Origin of the sequence: Chryseobacterium oncorhynchi (assembly GCF_002899895.1) — a bacterium.
In the GTDB taxonomy this organism is placed as follows: domain Bacteria; phylum Bacteroidota; class Bacteroidia; order Flavobacteriales; family Weeksellaceae; genus Chryseobacterium; species Chryseobacterium oncorhynchi.
This window is the reverse complement of record NZ_PPEI02000002.1, coordinates 313,733-330,149: the sequence shown is the minus strand read 5'-3', so window position 1 is coordinate 330,149 and position 16,417 is coordinate 313,733. Positions and strand designations below refer to the sequence as shown.

11 protein-coding genes are annotated in these 16,417 nt (G+C 36.9%); 5 read left to right on the top strand and 6 right to left on the bottom strand.

What is annotated here, in order from left to right:
• Positions 1-104: 104 nt before the first annotated feature.
• The 4 genes from C1638_RS07140 (at position 105) to C1638_RS07125 (ending at position 3,292) form a co-directional block, all read left to right on the top strand.
• The gene (locus C1638_RS07140; RefSeq protein WP_228428075.1) at positions 105-848 is read left to right on the top strand and encodes a hypothetical protein; all 744 of its coding nucleotides are present in this window, start codon (positions 105-107) and stop codon (positions 846-848) included.
• A 6-nt stretch (positions 849-854) separates the two neighbouring features.
• Entirely contained in the window at positions 855-2,195 is a 1,341-nt protein-coding gene (locus tag C1638_RS07135) for a S41 family peptidase (RefSeq protein WP_109619558.1), read from the top strand.
• A gap of 33 nt (positions 2,196-2,228) precedes the next feature.
• Complete coding sequence (locus C1638_RS07130; RefSeq protein WP_109619556.1) at positions 2,229-2,501, top strand: hypothetical protein; 273 nt, start codon at positions 2,229-2,231, stop codon at positions 2,499-2,501.
• A 68-nt stretch (positions 2,502-2,569) separates the two neighbouring features.
• Complete coding sequence (locus tag C1638_RS07125) at positions 2,570-3,292, top strand: sterol desaturase family protein (protein WP_109620599.1); 723 nt, start codon at positions 2,570-2,572, stop codon at positions 3,290-3,292.
• Positions 3,293-3,397: 105 nt separating this feature from the next.
• On the opposite strand, the gene C1638_RS07120 is transcribed toward C1638_RS07125, so the two are convergent.
• Together C1638_RS07120 and C1638_RS07115 are read right to left on the bottom strand one after the other, a co-directional pair.
• The gene (locus C1638_RS07120; RefSeq protein ID WP_109619554.1) at positions 3,398-4,438 is read right to left on the bottom strand and encodes a phytase; all 1,041 of its coding nucleotides are present in this window, start codon (positions 4,436-4,438) and stop codon (positions 3,398-3,400) included.
• A 4-nt stretch (positions 4,439-4,442) separates the two neighbouring features.
• Positions 4,443-7,253 carry a TonB-dependent receptor gene (locus C1638_RS07115; protein ID WP_109619552.1) on the bottom strand — a complete coding sequence of 937 codons (2,811 nt, stop codon included), beginning with the start codon at positions 7,251-7,253 and terminating at the stop codon, positions 4,443-4,445.
• Between the two features lie 266 nt (positions 7,254-7,519).
• On the opposite strand from C1638_RS07115, the gene C1638_RS22615 reads away from it, so the two are divergent.
• On the top strand, positions 7,520-8,119 hold the full coding sequence (locus tag C1638_RS22615; protein ID WP_228428073.1) for a hypothetical protein: 600 nt from the start codon (positions 7,520-7,522) through the stop codon (positions 8,117-8,119).
• Between the two features lie 153 nt (positions 8,120-8,272).
• On the opposite strand, the gene C1638_RS07105 is transcribed toward C1638_RS22615, so the two are convergent.
• From C1638_RS07105 to C1638_RS07090, 4 genes are all read right to left on the bottom strand, one after another.
• A complete protein-coding gene (locus tag C1638_RS07105) occupies positions 8,273-13,921 on the bottom strand; it encodes a hypothetical protein (RefSeq protein WP_109619550.1) in 5,649 nt (1,882 codons plus the stop codon).
• Positions 13,922-14,011: 90 nt separating this feature from the next.
• Positions 14,012-14,875 carry a tail fiber domain-containing protein gene (locus C1638_RS07100; protein ID WP_109619549.1) on the bottom strand — a complete coding sequence of 288 codons (864 nt, stop codon included), beginning with the start codon at positions 14,873-14,875 and terminating at the stop codon, positions 14,012-14,014.
• Between the two features lie 42 nt (positions 14,876-14,917).
• Positions 14,918-15,454 carry a TetR/AcrR family transcriptional regulator gene (locus C1638_RS07095; protein ID WP_109619547.1) on the bottom strand — a complete coding sequence of 179 codons (537 nt, stop codon included), beginning with the start codon at positions 15,452-15,454 and terminating at the stop codon, positions 14,918-14,920.
• Between the two features lie 229 nt (positions 15,455-15,683).
• The gene (locus C1638_RS07090) at positions 15,684-16,406 is read right to left on the bottom strand and encodes a hypothetical protein (RefSeq protein ID WP_109619545.1); all 723 of its coding nucleotides are present in this window, start codon (positions 16,404-16,406) and stop codon (positions 15,684-15,686) included.
• Positions 16,407-16,417: the final 11 nt, after the last annotated feature.

Below are 16,417 nucleotides of genomic sequence, written 5' to 3'. Positions count from 1 at the left end.
GGGAAAAGATTTATCCAGAACATATCCAACTAGTTTTTTTATAATTATATATTGCCCTGCTATAGGGTGGGGCAATATTTTTAAGTTTTAAAATAATATAAAAGATGAATAAGATCTTTGCAGTACTATTATTATTTACCATACTGTTTTCCTGTACAGACAACACTGTAATGGAGCCGTATGATACAATACAAAAACCCGGAGATATAACCATCAACGGATATTCCAAGCCTGATATCATTCAGCTGAGATTTAATGGAACTCCCGTATCCATTAACGGAAATACATCATATACCAATAAAATAGAGACCAACATTCAGTTTGCACAGGATCATGGAGAAACCAACAAACTGGCAATATATAATAATGAAACAGGAAAAGAGATTGCACAATACAATATCACCTATGATAATATAGATGATTATAAAAAGTTATATTTCTTTAATTTACCAGGCATCTTTCTGCAAACTTATATCGTAAAACCTCAGGTAAACCTTGGAAAAGTTGGCTTCGAATTTATTTTTCCAAATCTGGGAGAATTTTCAGGATCGTCCCTTAAAAATGTAAAAGGGGTTTTAAAAAGAGAAAATGGAGTAGTATTGGCAGAATTTGACACTATTGGAAAAGATAATTTCACAGCAGTGAAAGTCTATAGTTTTTTCAGCTCCACAGCTCCCGTATATCTTGAATTATATAAGCCCGGGACTACAGAACCCTACATCGGATCCGGAATTATTAAGGTTAAAATAAAACAACATATGGGAGCCAATATGATCGTTCTTCAGGAAAAACTGGAAAATGGATCATGGGTGGTAAAAGGGGACATTGATGTAGCAGAATATTTGTAATCAGCGATGAGAAATTTTTTAAAACTTCAATGCATAGCCATCGTAGCCATTTTAATATCCTGTACAAACAGTGATGAAAATATTCCTGTTTTTCCTGAGGGAAGTACAGAATCCGTCAATGTCTGGGTACAAGACAGTATGAAGCGCTACTATTATTGGGCAGAACAGATGCCTGCCAAACCTGATTATCATCTTCCGGTAAAAGATTTTTTTAAAAGTCTGCTGTCTTCTCAGGATCGGTTTTCATTTATTGTAAATACCGAAGATTCTTCCAGCTATCCACGCTCCATTAGAAATATGTATGGTTTCGATTATACTGTTCTTCAGCAGGGAAATGGGGAGGTAGTTACAGTCATTAAGTTGGTTCTTAAAAACTCTCCCGCATTCAATGCCGGATTGGAAAGAGGAATGATTATCACCAAAATCAATGGGAAAACCGTGACAGCAGCCAATGCAGAAACCATGACCGCTACCATGAAAGATTTCACGGTGCTGGATCTTACTCTGAGAGACTGGAAAAATGGCACCATTACGGATGAAAAGGAGGTTAAAGTGTATTATGGCTTATCTCTTGAACAACCTGTATTATCTAGAATATTCGAAAAAAACGGTAAAAAAGTAGGCTATCTTTATGTCTATGATTTTCCGGATGGTATGACTTCCGTGTTCAATCAAAAATTTGCAGAATTTAAAGCTGTTGGTGTACAGGAACTGATTCTGGATCTTCGGTACAACTATGGAGGATCTGTATCTGCTGCTGCTGCACTTTGCTCACTCATTCCCGCGGGGATTTCCGCAGATTCACCATTCATACTATTTAAAGGAAATAAAAATGGCGGTCAGGTAAAAAGAACATTTGCCCAGCAGATTGCCTATGATCCAAAAGCTCTTGATTTTAATACTTTGCGAGCCAATGCTTTGGGACTAAGTAAAGTCTATATTCTGACTTCAAACAGTACAGCATCAGCCGCAGAAATAGTGATTAATAACTTAAAGCCTTACTTGCAGGTTATTCAAATCGGGAATACAACTTTAGGAAAAGATATGGCAGGATTTACGGTAGAAGATAAACGGAAGCCAAAGCAGATTTCATGGCAGATTCATCCGGTAATTTATAAAGTATACAATGCCGATGGATCCGGAGAATATAGCAATGGGATTTCCCCACAGATCATGGTGAATGAATATGCTGAGTTACCATTGTTACCCCTAGGTGATCCTGATGAAACTCTCATCTCATCTGTTCTTAACGGCACGTATCTAAGATCAGCAGGTCGTAATGGATTACAAAAAGACGTGAAGATTTTGTACCAGAGTGACTTGAATTTTATCCAGGGGCAGAAGTAGCCATTCATTTTAAGTTTCTTTAAAAATAAAACAATGCAAGGAATAGAACCCAAACTTCACACAAGCCTGATGGGCCGTATGGAATGCTTTCGCACCTTATTACAGGAAGCTATAGATCATTCTGAATCTCAGTCTTCTGATATTCTGGGAAAGATTTCGGAACTGGACGAATTGTATGATGATTATTTGCTCAACAAAAAGAATTTGGAGAATAGTATAAAAAATTATCGTGAATATCACAATGACTTAAGGCGTAAGCTCACTGTAAGGCTTCGGGAACTAAGGAAAAAAGCAAAGGAGAAATAACCCGAAAAGGCTGATTTTAAAAACGAAATTCATACTTTTATAACATCAAGTTGAAAGATGAAGAATTTATGAATTTTAATGAGACTGAACTTTCCGGTTACTTACACTTATTTTGGCAGTTATCCTGGCCTCAATGGATCATGTTCAGTTTGGTCATTAATATTTTTCTGTACCTGTTTTCAATAGGATTATATTTTTTCATTGATAAAACCTGTCGCAAAAGTAAACTGCAGAAACAGGATCATCCTGTTACAAAGGCAGATTTTTATCTTAGTTTGCTTACCGTTTTTTGTAACAGTCTTGTGATGCTGATAGGTATTTTTTTATGGAAAAATGGCTGGATAAAGGTTGAAAATACCCTTTCATCGGGTATCGTTGTTTTGCAAGTAATGGCATTGCTTCTTTTGATGGATCTTCTGATGTATTTCTTTCATTATGCTGCCCATTTACCTTTTGTATATAAGCTTTTGCATGGAAAGCACCATGAGCATGTAAGCACCAATTATCTGAGCCTTTTTGTTCTTCACCCCTTTGAAACGATAGGCTTTGGAATGATGATGCTGATTTTACAGATGGTATATGACTTTTCTGTTGCTTCAATTTCCATTTATCTGCTTATCAATCTCATTTGGGGAACCATAGGACATCTGAACCGGGAGTTTTTTCCTGCCAGTTTTGACAAATTCTTTGTAGGAACGACCAGATTTCATAATCAGCATCATTTGGAGGAAACTAAAAATTTTGGGTTTTATACCTCTATCTGGGATAGGTTGTTCAGGACTTATAAGTAATCATTTTTTGAGGGAAGTTCTGTTAAGTAGAATAAAAAAATAAGCCATTAAGATTTTGAGAAATTTTTCATCTTAATGACTTACATTATATACAATATTTAAAACTTATTTTGTTGATTTTTTTATTGCAGATTTAATTCTTTCCTCAATCATTCTCCAGTCATACATATGGAAGACTCTGCCATTACTCATGGCAACAAAAACACCCTTAGGGAATTTTGGTCCTAAATTGACATTCGTTACCTCAGAACCATCACTTTCAAGAGTAGAAACAGGAATTTCTGCAATGCGTCCCTTTGACGGATCTTCTCTTAAATACACATTAAATGTATCATTCTGCTGATTGGAAACTAAAATGTATCCTTTCCCTTTTGAAGTAGGGTAGATTGAGATTCCTTCCACATCAGAGGTGAAATCACCTTGCCCGAAAACCAGAAGCTCTTCATTTCCTTTTGCCGGATCTGCATCATATTGATGAATTCCAAACTGCTCATCAGAGTAATAAATATATCCCGCTTCATCATCTACAGCAATGCTTTCAATCTCTTTCAGACCACTATATTTTCCAAACTTACGAACCACTTCTCCTGTGATGGCTCCATTTTTTTCGGAAAGCTTATATTGCCAGAGATAGCCCTCCTTAGGGCCGGATTTTCTTCCTACAATGGCGAAAATATCTCCTGTTTTCGAATTTTTATACATAGAAATTCCCATCGGACCACGTTCTGTTTCTCCATCAAATACAGAAAACTCACCAACCTCTTTCAGTTCAGGAAGAGAATAAAGCTTTACCTTGTTTGTTTCACGCTCTGTAACGGCAGCGATATCGGTCTTTTTCCCATTTAAAGTAAAACCATACTCAATGTCAACATTATTAGGACGCTTTAGTCCCAAAACCTTGTGAGTGATCTTACCATTAAGGTCAAAGGCGTACAATCCGCCATCCGTATCCTTATCTGTTCCAATGATGATACTTTTGGAAGCATTTTCAGGATTAATCCATATTGCAGGATCATCGGTATCATGAACTACAGTTTCCGTAATAACCGTTGGTTTTAGTTTTTCTCCTAATTGATTCTGCCCCTTACAACCTACCACAAAAGGAAAAACTGAAAGTGCTGCTATGTAATATATTATCTTTTTCATGTTGTTAAAAATCAAATTTCACCCCCAAAGTAAATCTTGGCCTGTAATATTCTGCCTGTGCCGTTCTGCTCTGGATTCCCTGGTAGTATCTTAACGGTTGATTGGTCAGATTATTGGCTTCCGCAAAAATTCTCAACTGGCTTGTAATTTTATAAGACGCATTGGCATCAAGGAAAAATTGCTTGTCATAATAACGATCGTCAAAAGATTTTCCACCCAATTCATCAATATAATGAGAAGCATAATTCATAGAAACCCTTGCAGAAAAACGCTTGTTCTCCCATGAAAGCGAACCGTTGAACATATGAGGTGCCGCTCCCGGAAGGCCAACATCCATTCTTTCAATACCATCTTCGTTGGTTATTCCTTTAGCTTTTGATTGGGTATAAGTATAGTTGACATATACTCCCATGCCTTTCCAGAATGCTCCCGGAATAAAATCCAATTGTCTTTGTAAAGCCACTTCAAAACCATAAATATCTACATTATCACCATTACGCTGCTGGGTAAATTTCCAGTTGCTTTCTCCAGCCGGAATAGGATTAGATTGTCCTGCAAACGCATTAGAAAAATCGTTTGTCGTGTAATTTCTTCTGGAATAAGTATAAATAAAGTCGTTCAGGTTTTTATAAAAAATTCCTCCGGAAAGAATCCCCACAGACTTAAAGTACTTTTCTGCCATAAAGTCGAAGTTATAGGCATATGTTGCCTTTAAATTCGGGTTTCCTGCTGAAATAACTTCATCTTCTGAAATTACATTCAGGTAAGGAACCAACGAGTAGTAATTTGGGCGGGCAATGGCTGTTGTAAATGCTGCACGAAGGACAAGATCCTGCATTGGAACATACTTAAATGATAAGTTGGGAAGTACGTTGGTATAAGTGTTTGTATTGTTGATTTTTCCAACCAGATTGCTTTCATTCATCACATAATTTCCGGTGTAATCAATCTTTGTAGTTTCAACACGGGCCCCTACAATCATGGAAAGCTTATCATTGAAATCCTGATCCCAACGGATATAACCTGCATAAATCTGCTCTTTTGCACTGTAGTTATTGGAAAGGAATTTTGATGGTTTCAGCTTACCATTGAATTGTCCTGAATTAAACAAATTCAATCCTCCCAAATAAGCGGGATCAACGAATGCTCCGGGAACATAATTTCCCGGTTGGAAGTTTTTCCCATCAAGATATACAGTAGGTACAGAAAGAAGACTACCCATATTACTGGTGGGTTCAAAGGCATAAAAATCATTATCTCTTTCCTTTTCCTTTAAACGCATACGGAAACCGGTACGAAGTCTTCCTTTTTGATCTTCAATTACAGAAAAAGGAAATCGTACATTCACTTTGGCACCAAACTCCTTTTCCTGTGTAAAGCTATTGGCATCCGAAAGATCACTTAATTTATAGCTTCCTAAGTTATCTGCTGCCAGAAGATTGAACATAGGTTTTCTCGGGTCACTAAGGTCCGGTGAGAAATTCATCTTGCTGTTTTCAAACTCTATATAACGCTGATGAGGTTTATCTTCGCTGGCTGTAGCGTAGTTCATAGACCAGTCAAGATCTACTTTTGTTCCCAGCAAGTGTTCTCCTCGTAAAGCATAGTTCTGAACTTTTTGCTTTTCAAGACGGGTATTGTCATTGTCTGAATCTCCACCCTTATTTTGTCTTGTGATACTGCCTTTCCAGCCTGTAATCTCGGATTCATCAGTATTATAAACCGGTTTTATTTTATAGCCTAACGCAAACCTGTTTTCCTTATCGTTTCTGAAATTGTACATGGCAGAAGCATAGATCTTATTTTTTGAATTGAACTCATAATCCATATTAAGATCAAAACTATGCCTGATACGATGTTCATTGTAATGACGAACGCCCATTTTGCTTACATAAACAGTTTGTGCCACATCATTGGCCTGACTCCATACTGGTTCTATATTGTCTGAACCAAAATTATTATTGTTATAAGAAAAGCTAAATACAGCTCCCAATTTTTTGTCTAAAAAACGGTTTCCATATACAAATCCGGCCGTATAATTTCCTTTTTCACGAATCGGATTATACCCTCCCGCCAATGTTGCAGAAATTCTCTGCCCGTTAGGAGAGGCTCTTGTGATAAGGTTTACAGAACCACCAATGGCATCAGCATCCATATCAGGAGTCAACGTTTTGTTCACTTCAATGGTAGAGATCATATCCGAGGGAATCAGGTCCATCTGAACATTACGGTTATCGCCCTCGGCAGACGGAATTCTGTCACCATTCAGGGTTACCGAGTTTAGGTTGGGCGCAAGACCTCTGATAATAAGGTTTCTGGCTTCTCCCTGATCATTTTGTATGGTAATTCCCGGAACACGTTTCAGGGCATCTCCAATATTGGCATCAGGAAAACGTCCGATTTGGTCGGAAGAGATCACATTGGTAATATTGGCATTATTTTTCTGCTTGTTCAGGGCTCTTGCTTGATTCTTTAAAGTAGCTCCTGAAACTACAATTTCAGCAATGTTTGTTTCCTTTTTATCGAAAACGATGTTTTGTCGGGTATTTTTTTCAGATTCTACAATTACATGATATTCATGCACTCCATAGCCTAGATAATCCACTTTCATGGTATAACTGCCGGGAGGAACATTCAGGAAAACAAAATTTCCATGCTCATCAGAGGTTGTATAAATATTTCCCGGACTTAAGGAGATTTTGGCTCCCGGCAGGGCAATTTTAGTATCGTCATTGATGTTTCCGGAAAGAGTACCGGTTTGTGCATAGAAAAAAATAGAAGCACAAAACAAAACGGATGTAAAAATTTTCTTCACTTTCTTTTGATTAGATTAAAATCACAACAAAATTAAACGACTGTTTGGGAAGTGACCTGAAATAAAAATTAACATTGTTTTAAGATTTGTTAATATGGACAAAAATGTAGAGTGTAAACGCTAGGCTTCTATCAATATTTATTTTCTATCAATAGAAAAGAGCTTTAGTGAAAACTTGAAATTAAGTTCTATTCCGACATATGGTTTTAAATTATTTTTCTCAATTTGCATAAAGAAAACAACCCAAATCAAAATTTATCAACAAGATGAGTAGATTCCCAGAGATTTTATCAGATGAAAAATTTAATGAGAGGCATATAGATTTTAGGAATGCACTGTATGATCTTTCTTCCAAGGATCTTGTTCCTGACAATTTTGAAAGTTTGATCCGGATTTATACTACTACCAAACAGATTGATTATCGGAATAGAATTCTGAAACTCCTTTATGATCAGACTCATCCTAAACTTCACTCATTTTTTGAGATGGCTTATAAAAAAGAGAGGTATCTGGATATGAAAATCTATGCCTTGCGAGGATTATCTCTTTTCTCAGAGGAAAAAGATATTGAAAAGCTTGTGAATAAGCTTAAGGGAACATTGGCAAAGCGTGAGCAAACAACACCCTATAATTATCAGGAATATGAATTACTGAGAGGAAAAAATGCATTGCCATTTCTTGTTGAAAAATATAAATATACTTCTTTTAAGGACCTATTGGAACAAGTGAATGAACAATATGAAAGAATGCCAGAAGCTTTTAAAGGACACTTTACAACTGATGAAAATGGTGACACTGTTCAATTAAAAACGCCTGCTGAAAGTTCAAAGATGATGAGAGATTTTTTTGATCAAAATAAAATATAAAAAATATAAGATCATTCTGAGAAGAGAAAGACTTTTTAAAACTATCCTATACCAGATATCTGTTTCTTAGATTCAATTGTAATAATAAAAAACCGCATTGAAATAATTCCAATGCGGGTCTTGATGATTAGTCAGTTTTTATGAAGTGCAAATTTAATCGTTATCTACTCTGGTCCATTTTCCGTTTTCTACTCCTTCGTAAAAATGATCGTTATGGTAAATGATAGCTCCCTGTATATGAGGTTTGTTTGTTGGAAGCGTTAATGTTTCAGGGATAGCATTTGTATTACGGATCAGAAACACATCATTTCCTTCCTTTACTACAATTCCTGTTCCTGAAATAATTCTTGTTACGCCCGCATCCGTTGGCGGATTTGATACATTAGACGGATTTAATTCTGATAAGCGTCTTGCTCCCATAGCGGAAGTACAACCTCTGAGAACATTATCCATCAACATCATAACACCCGGAGTAGGGCAGTCAGGATTGATATTTACAATAATATCTTTATTAATAGCAGTAGAACAGGCTTCTCCGGCAGCAAAACGGATGCTTTTAAGACGATATACAAATGTTCCTGTCTGGGCTTTAGAATGAAGAATAATTGCTTCACCATTAGATGCAGACGTAATTTCTTGATCAGAGCCTCCATTAATGCTATAAGTAAAGATATACGCTTGGGCAAGAGATCCTTTAAACTTTACCTGTACATCTCCGGAAAGCTGCTTCACAGCACTTGTGGCTGAAGAAGTACTACTGTCTGCTGGCAATGCAATAGAAGAGATGGTAAAATCCTCTGTAATATTACATCCATCCTGGCTATAAGTGACATTTACCCTGTAGCTTCCTGGCTGTGTAAATGTTACCAATGGACTTGTGCTCATCACTCCTGAGTTGGGAGTATTAAGTTTCGTCCAGGTATAAGTTGCATTAGGATCCGTTCCATATAAGGCTGATGCGTCATAGGTTTTTGGAAATTCAGATTCACAAATGCTTTTGTTTCCTCCGAAGCCTGCTGCCTGTACATTGGTAGGAATAATGGTAAGGTTGACTGTGTTTCCTAAATCCTGACTGTTTCCATAAGCGCTCACAGAGCGGGAGAAGTTCATATCTCGTATGGAAGCATAAAACATGGTATATGCTGCTGCTGGATCCAGATTGATTGTATTCTGACCAGCTGTTGACTTGATTACAGAGATTCTGTTACAAGGAGTTCCTGTCATGAACAGATTTTCAGTTACGGTCTGACTGTTTTCTATCTGATAAGATCCGGGATTGAAGTATAACGTTTTATACTTACCTGCGGAGGTCAGCGTACTTACAGAATTGACGGCAGAACTACCCAGAAAAGTCATTTTATTGAAATTCCAGATTTTTGATCCCGTATTTACTGCTCCGTCTTTCCAGATCGTAAGATCACCAAAGCTGGCTGCATCAGGAGTATTGATGGTGAAATATCCTGTATCGGCTTTAGTGGCAGATGCATTTAAAGTGATTGGATTATTCCCTGAGCTAATATAAAAATAAGGGCTATAGAAGCTATAATAAGGAATGGCTGCTACGTAATAGTTGGGAGTATCAATACTGTTTGTTCTTGTTCCCGTAATAACAGACTGTCCAAGATCTACTACCGGGTTATTATTGATTGTTTGATTCCAGCTGAAATTAACCAGTTTCATGGGCTGGTCATTTGTTTTAAATCCTGCTGCGTTATTAAAGTTAATATCTCCCTGGTATGGACTTTTCAATTCAAAATAGTCTTGAGAATTAATATTTAGATGAATATATGCTCCTTTTGTATCAATATATCGCGTTCTTCCCGTGGATGTTCCCTGTGCCATGATAATATTACGGGTTAACCCATACGTTGACATAGGAACTACGATTTTTAGGTCATTTTGTAGGGTAAGGTTTCCATACACATTCAGATAATAAGGATTACTGCTACTTATACCAAAGTCAAGTACTGGCTGATTAGGCACATTATTAAAAGTGATATTATTGGCTTTCGACAAGTTATTTCCTCTGATAATAATCTTGTTTGAAGTTGCTGTAAACCCTGAATTTTGATCAAAAAATACATTATCAATAGCTGTAGGAATATCACAACCTGAAACAGGTATACCTCCTGAGCTTAACGACCAATGTTGAGGGTCTTGCCACAATCCTTGCCCGCCAATCCAGTAAAGGTTTCTTGGAGTGGTGGGAATTGCATCCTGAAAATTAATACCTGTATTTCCTCCAAGATCCGTACTTCCGGTAGCAGTATAAGTTTGTCCCGCAGAAGAGGAGATGGCTTTAAACTGTATCTTATCTATTACATAATTGGATGGATTGGTGCTGTAATTAGGAAAGATCAAGGTTCTCAATTGTGCATTGGATGAAGCAAAAGTAAGTCTGTCTAAACAGTCTCCGAGCATCTTTAGTGACTGGTTAACCTGTAAATTTCCATCTAAGGCAACAAAATTATTTTTTTCAATGGTTAGATTATTCACAGCCATAGGGGTTTTAAGAATGATGGATGGATTAACCTTATCAATTCTTGAATGGGTTGCTGAGTGAATAATAAAGTTATTGATAATCCCACCAGGGAAGCTAAAAGAGATAGTATAATCTGTATTGGTAGAGGAATTGGTATATTCTATCTTTTCAAAATAATGGTTTAAATTATTGAATGTAATATCAGCATCAGAGCCCCCAAAGTTTCTTATTAACTTGATAACGCTATTGGCTGTGTTTACCACGGGTTGTTTGGTATTGATGATAAAGCTGGAATTAACAGTAAGATCTGCATTGTCCATCAATAGCTGAGAACCATTGATGTTGACAACGTTAATGTTCATAACAGTACCGCTTATATCCAAAATGTTTCCGGCAATACTGGTTTGTCCAATACTAGCATTACCGGTAAGATCATATTGTGAAGTTCCCCTGTTGATTTTCCATTGTGCATCTCCTGCAAAATTAAGGGCTGAAGTTGCTCCATTAGGAGTCACATTTTTTAAGGTACCTGTAGGTTTATTAATATTCACAAATGTAAAACCACTGAAGTAGCCGGCATCATAATATCCTGCATGTAAGACTGCATTTCCGTTGACATTTATTTTATAATAGTTGCTATTTCCTGAAAAATGAGATTTTGAAGCAGGGGCTAATCCGGTGAATGTAATATCGTTAATAGAAACATCATTAGAAAGCTGTATACTGGTGATACCCGTTGTAGAAAACCCGGAATACTGATCAAAGAAAACATTATCATTAATGGTAGGAAGACCACAGTTGGCTGTTGTTCTTGTGCTTGTAGGATCCAGAGACCAATGGTTGAGATCGTTCCATGTGCCGTAGCCTCCTTTCCAGTAAAAGTTTTTAGGAGTAGTAGCCATGAAATTGATCCCTGAATTACTTCCGCTGTCTATGGAATTGCTGGCGTTAATAGGCTTTGCTCCTGCAACCGGATTAATATAGCTGGCATTAATCCCTGAAAAATTCATTCTGTTCAATTCAACAAACCCATTACCATTAATGCTGTTTCCCAGAACAAGATTATTTCCGCCCTGACCTGTAAAATTAAGAACCATATCACAGTCTGCACGATTATATATCCAACTGTCTGTTATGGTAAATTTGGTAGTATTATCAAACATATTAATATGAGAAGAACCATTGATGGTAACATTTTTTGCTTTATTGTTTCCATAAAATCTTAGATCTCCTCCATTAGCCTGAAAAATATCAGTATTCATATGCTGTATATCTCCGATACCGGTTCCTTCCTTATAAACTTTTCCGAAAAAATTATTCGTGTTTCCTGAAGTATAATATCGACCGTTATAGTTTTGTATATATACAGCTGTATTAGGTGCTGTGATGGTTTGTTTGGCTAAAACATTTAAAATATTCTGACGCAGCAGGGCATTGTCTATATTGACACTATTACCACCTAACCATAATTCTCCGGCTTTTATTTTTCTTCCGTCCGCATAAAGATTACTTGTCAGGGCATTGTTGTCAAAATTAAAGACACCTCCAACTTCCAGATCATAAGGAGTACCAGAACCAGATGGCAGGAGATAGAAATTATCATTCCCAAAGATGCTCAGCTGATTTATTTTTTGGCCTTCAAAGTTCATGTAACGACTTACAACAGGATCTCCTGAATTGTTTTTAAGCAAGGTCATTGTTACCGGAGCAGTCATATCCTTTTGAAGATAAATACTGCCATACAAGTTCATCGTAACATTCAAAACAGGATTAGCCGGAGCATTATTCCAGGTCATGTTCCGTATGGAGGCAATAGCTCCATTATTACTGATATTGTTATTTCCTGCCGTAAACCCTGAGTTTTCATTGAAGATCACATCATCATACATGATAGGAATACAATTGGCTGATGGCCCTCCCGATGTGAAAGACCAATGTGCCGGATCACTCCAGCTACCGCCGCCACCTATCCAGTAATAGGTTTTTGCCATAATTCCGGGATATGTAATGTTTCCCGTATTATTTCCACCGTTTATTCCTGCCGTTATAGAAGCTCCCCCCGTAAGTTTTGTAGTAGTTAAATTGTAACCATTGAAAGAAGCCGTTCCATTTCCGTTGATAGAGCCGGGGAGAATAAGATTTACAGGCAATGAAATATCTAAAGCTCCAAACTTTGGAATAATTCCGTTACATGGAGTAAGGGCAGTAAGGGTTTGATTAACCTGAAAGTAGGTAGGAAGAGTACCTATGGGCTGTCGAAAATTATATTGTCCGCCATTCAGGGTAAGATTATTGATATCGAATTGTGACGTACGAAAGATATTATTTCCCTTGCCAAGAGTCATGTTTTTAACTTCAAATCGGGAGCCTGTCATTTCAACACTTCCATCACCAATCACAATATCATTAGCCTTCAGTAAAGTAGCGTTTAATATAGAAGAATATAAATTGAATTTATTAATGTTGATTTGATTTCCGGTAAAAGTGCCTCCCGAAGTTCCCACACCTGCTACTTCATCAACAGTCAATAGATTTCCACCCGATATTTGTGAATACCCTGAAGAATTCAGGAGTATTTTTTTGATATCCTGAGTTGTCTGTATAATCAGTGCGGGGAAAGTAAGGGTAGCCTGTGTAAGATTAGCAGACGAATTGAACGTCAAATTGCCGCCGGTAGAGGTTATTGTGGAAGATCTAAAATTGGATGCTGCCGTAGAGCTGTGGGTAAGCATCAAAGAATTTATATTTTTATGATCCGTATCCAGAAAGGCACTATCACTGATGTTGAATAGAAAAAATCCATTGCTGTTAAAATTTTTCACAAGCTTGAAAGTTCCGTTTCCTTTAAGATTAAAAGAAGACTGATATCCTCCATTAATATATGCCGGATCAATCATATTATCAGGAACATCAATGAGGTTTGGTGTCGGATTAGAACTGTCCGAAAACAAATTCATAGTCAGGTTATAATAAGCACCGGCATTGGACTTCCATTTCAAATTTCCGTACACATTAAAGACACTTCCTGGCGGGAAACTAAGTTTTGTGATAAATGAATCATCTATGATAAAATCCTTGCAGGTAGCTGTTGATGGGATATTTAGCATACCTCCGTTGGAAGTAAAGCCGCTTCCTGACGTGATATAAACATTATCGTAACGGGAAGGGATAATGGTAGCAGCCTGCCCTGATGATGAGCCTATACGCCAATGATTAAGGTCTGTCCAATTACCGGGGCCGCCCACCCAGTAATAGTTATTCTGTGCCAAAATACTCTGGCTTATCAGAAAGAGCAGTATGAAATATAATTTAAGTTTCATGTTCTTTGAATTACAAGATTAATAATGAGCTGAGATAAAAATCTCAACCCCTGATTGCAATGAATAGATCAAAAATTGATTTGTAAATGGCTATTTTGACTTTTTCAGCTGCTGTACTGCTTTCTGTAATTCATCGATTTTTTTGTCCTGTTCCTGAACGGTTTGCAACAATAAAGGGATCAGTTCATTATAATTTACGGATTTATATCCATCATTATCGGTACTTACGATATTGGGAAGAATTTTTTCCACTTCCTGAGCAACGAGGCCATATTGTAGCTGTGTATTTCCTCCTTTCTTCTTTCCTGTTTCGTTCCAGAAGTACGAAACGGGCCTTAATTTATTTACGATTTCTCCAGAAGATGTAATTTCTGTGATGTTTTGCTTCAGCCTTTCATCAGAATTATAGTCTATAGCACTGGCTTTCACGGTTCCCGCTACGTCCAGTTTAGCAGATGCTGACGGAGCTGTTCCAATCCCGACGCTTCCTGTTCCTGAAAAAACAAGGTTTTTACCATTAAGATCCACATTTCTTGATGCCAAAGGTGTTGTGATAGAGCCATCTGCGGTATAGATATTAGAATTTACACCCATACTTTCCCAATTGGTACCATTCCAGAAATAATAACCGGGTTGGGTAATTTTTGAAACTTTTGCAGTAGGAGAAACAGGAGAGGCGGTTGCATAGATCATCAAAGATTCTGTTCCGGGCTGGATGCTTGCTGTCATTGTTTGGATCTGATCGCCCGTAAGACGAGGGATCATCAGACCTTCTGCCTGTGAAGTCCCGTCCGTTTTGGCATTAATATCCAACGTAGCTTTCGGGTTAGGGGTATTTATTCCTATTTTGCCACCAGCCTGAGAATAGAGCAGCGAAGTGATGGTAGTGCTTCCGATTAGGCATAGCCTGAACACCGCAGAATGAGTCTTCTGCAAGAAAGTAGAGTTTTGCATAGTTTTTTAATAGCTTTTTACTTGAGTATGTTTAATTTTTCCTTAGTGTGAAGAGTTGAGTATATTTTTTATAACAATCTTAGATGTTTCGATTAATTCATTGGATCTATAAAGCTGGCTGGTCAGTATTGAACTTTCAAAAAGGAGATAGATATGAGATGCCGTATGTTCATCCTTAATCTCTTCATTGAAGAACTCCCGCAGTTTATTTTTATGATAACGGAGAACATGGTGAATTTCCTCCTGGTCAGCAGGTATTTCAGAGAGAAGATTCAGAAAGCTGCAGCCTCGGAAGTCTTCCTTTTCATTCATATAAATAAGAAAATCAAATGATTTCAGTATTTTCTCCTCGAGGGTTTTTGCTTCCGATATAAATTTTTCCAATTCAGAAACCCAGTAATCATATCTTTTGTTGAGAAACTCAATACACAAATCGTCCTTTGACTTGAAATGCTGGTAAAAGCTTGCCTTTGATACCTTGGCTTCTTCAATAATCTGATTGATACCAGTACGGTTATAGCCTTGTCTGTGAAACAGAAGCATTGAAGTACTTAATATTCTTTCGCGAGGTCGAGACATGAATTATTGTTTTTCACAAATGTAAATAAAAAATGAACAGACTGGTGTGTTTGTTAAAAAAATCTTAAAATAATGTTTGAATATGGTCTTTTTGTTGATTTTATTTTATTGTAAATCAATTATTTGTGTGTATTTTTCAATTTTTAATTCAATGTGAAAAAAGTTATTCTTGGCATTGTATTTTTAGAGTGAATTTTTCATCTAAACACCCTTGAAATAGCATGATTTCTTAGACGAATCCTCTTGCATAGTAGACCTGTATAATAAAGAATAGTAAGGTGAAAATCCATACCACATAAGGATGATAACGGAAATTTTCGTGTAGAATATGGTGTAAAGCTTTGAACAATTTTATCAGCCCGATTACTCCTATCACAACAAATACAACAAAAACAATAAAAAAGACATAATCTCTGGATTCATAGGCTCCTGAGTCTGCCAATTTTAAAAGATGGTCCAAATAAGACTCTACATTTACCGTTTGCCCAAGGAACATTGCAGAAAGAATCAGTATGAAAAATGGAGTAGAGGTGTAAACAGTAGTATAGATAAATGAAAAAAGAAGTGTACGAAAGGTGACTGTGTTCACTTTTTCCTTTTTATACCATAATAATATTACACTGAAGATTACTGCTGTAAAGTTATTCATCAGGAATATAAACAAGGCTTTTTCTACCATGCTTAGCCCCTTTATATTGGAAATAAAGGTGTGCTCTCCACTGTAATCCATGAGAAGTACAGAAATAATTACAGAAGTGTAGACTGAAAGCTTAATGGGCGACAAATAATTGCGAAAACGCTCAGTTTCTTCCTTTTCCATTTCATGTACGGACAGATCATAACATCTACGGGTATCCTGAAATAACTTGAAAATAGTTACCGGTACCAGCAATATTTCAATAATAATCTGAAGACACAGCTTCTCAAAGCTGTCAATCAATTTTTCGAACATACATCAGGTAT

Bases quoted from the DNA above. Each gene is read 5' to 3' on its own strand.
- C1638_RS07140 (WP_228428075.1), top strand. From the start codon at position 105: ATGAATAAGATCTTTGCAGTACTATTATTATTTACCATACTGTTTTCC.
- C1638_RS07135 (WP_109619558.1), top strand. From the start codon at position 855: ATGAGAAATTTTTTAAAACTTCAATGCATAGCCATCGTAGCCATTTTA.
- C1638_RS07130 (WP_109619556.1), top strand. From the start codon at position 2,229: ATGCAAGGAATAGAACCCAAACTTCACACAAGCCTGATGGGCCGTATG.
- C1638_RS07125 (WP_109620599.1), top strand. From the start codon at position 2,570: ATGAATTTTAATGAGACTGAACTTTCCGGTTACTTACACTTATTTTGG.
- C1638_RS07120 (WP_109619554.1), bottom strand. From the start codon at position 4,438: ATGAAAAAGATAATATATTACATAGCAGCACTTTCAGTTTTTCCTTTT.
- C1638_RS22615 (WP_228428073.1), top strand. From the start codon at position 7,520: ATGAGTAGATTCCCAGAGATTTTATCAGATGAAAAATTTAATGAGAGG.
- C1638_RS07105 (WP_109619550.1), bottom strand. From the start codon at position 13,921: ATGAAACTTAAATTATATTTCATACTGCTCTTTCTGATAAGCCAGAGT.
- C1638_RS07100 (WP_109619549.1), bottom strand. From the start codon at position 14,875: ATGCAAAACTCTACTTTCTTGCAGAAGACTCATTCTGCGGTGTTCAGG.
- C1638_RS07095 (WP_109619547.1), bottom strand. From the start codon at position 15,454: ATGTCTCGACCTCGCGAAAGAATATTAAGTACTTCAATGCTTCTGTTT.
- C1638_RS07090 (WP_109619545.1), bottom strand. From the start codon at position 16,406: ATGTTCGAAAAATTGATTGACAGCTTTGAGAAGCTGTGTCTTCAGATT.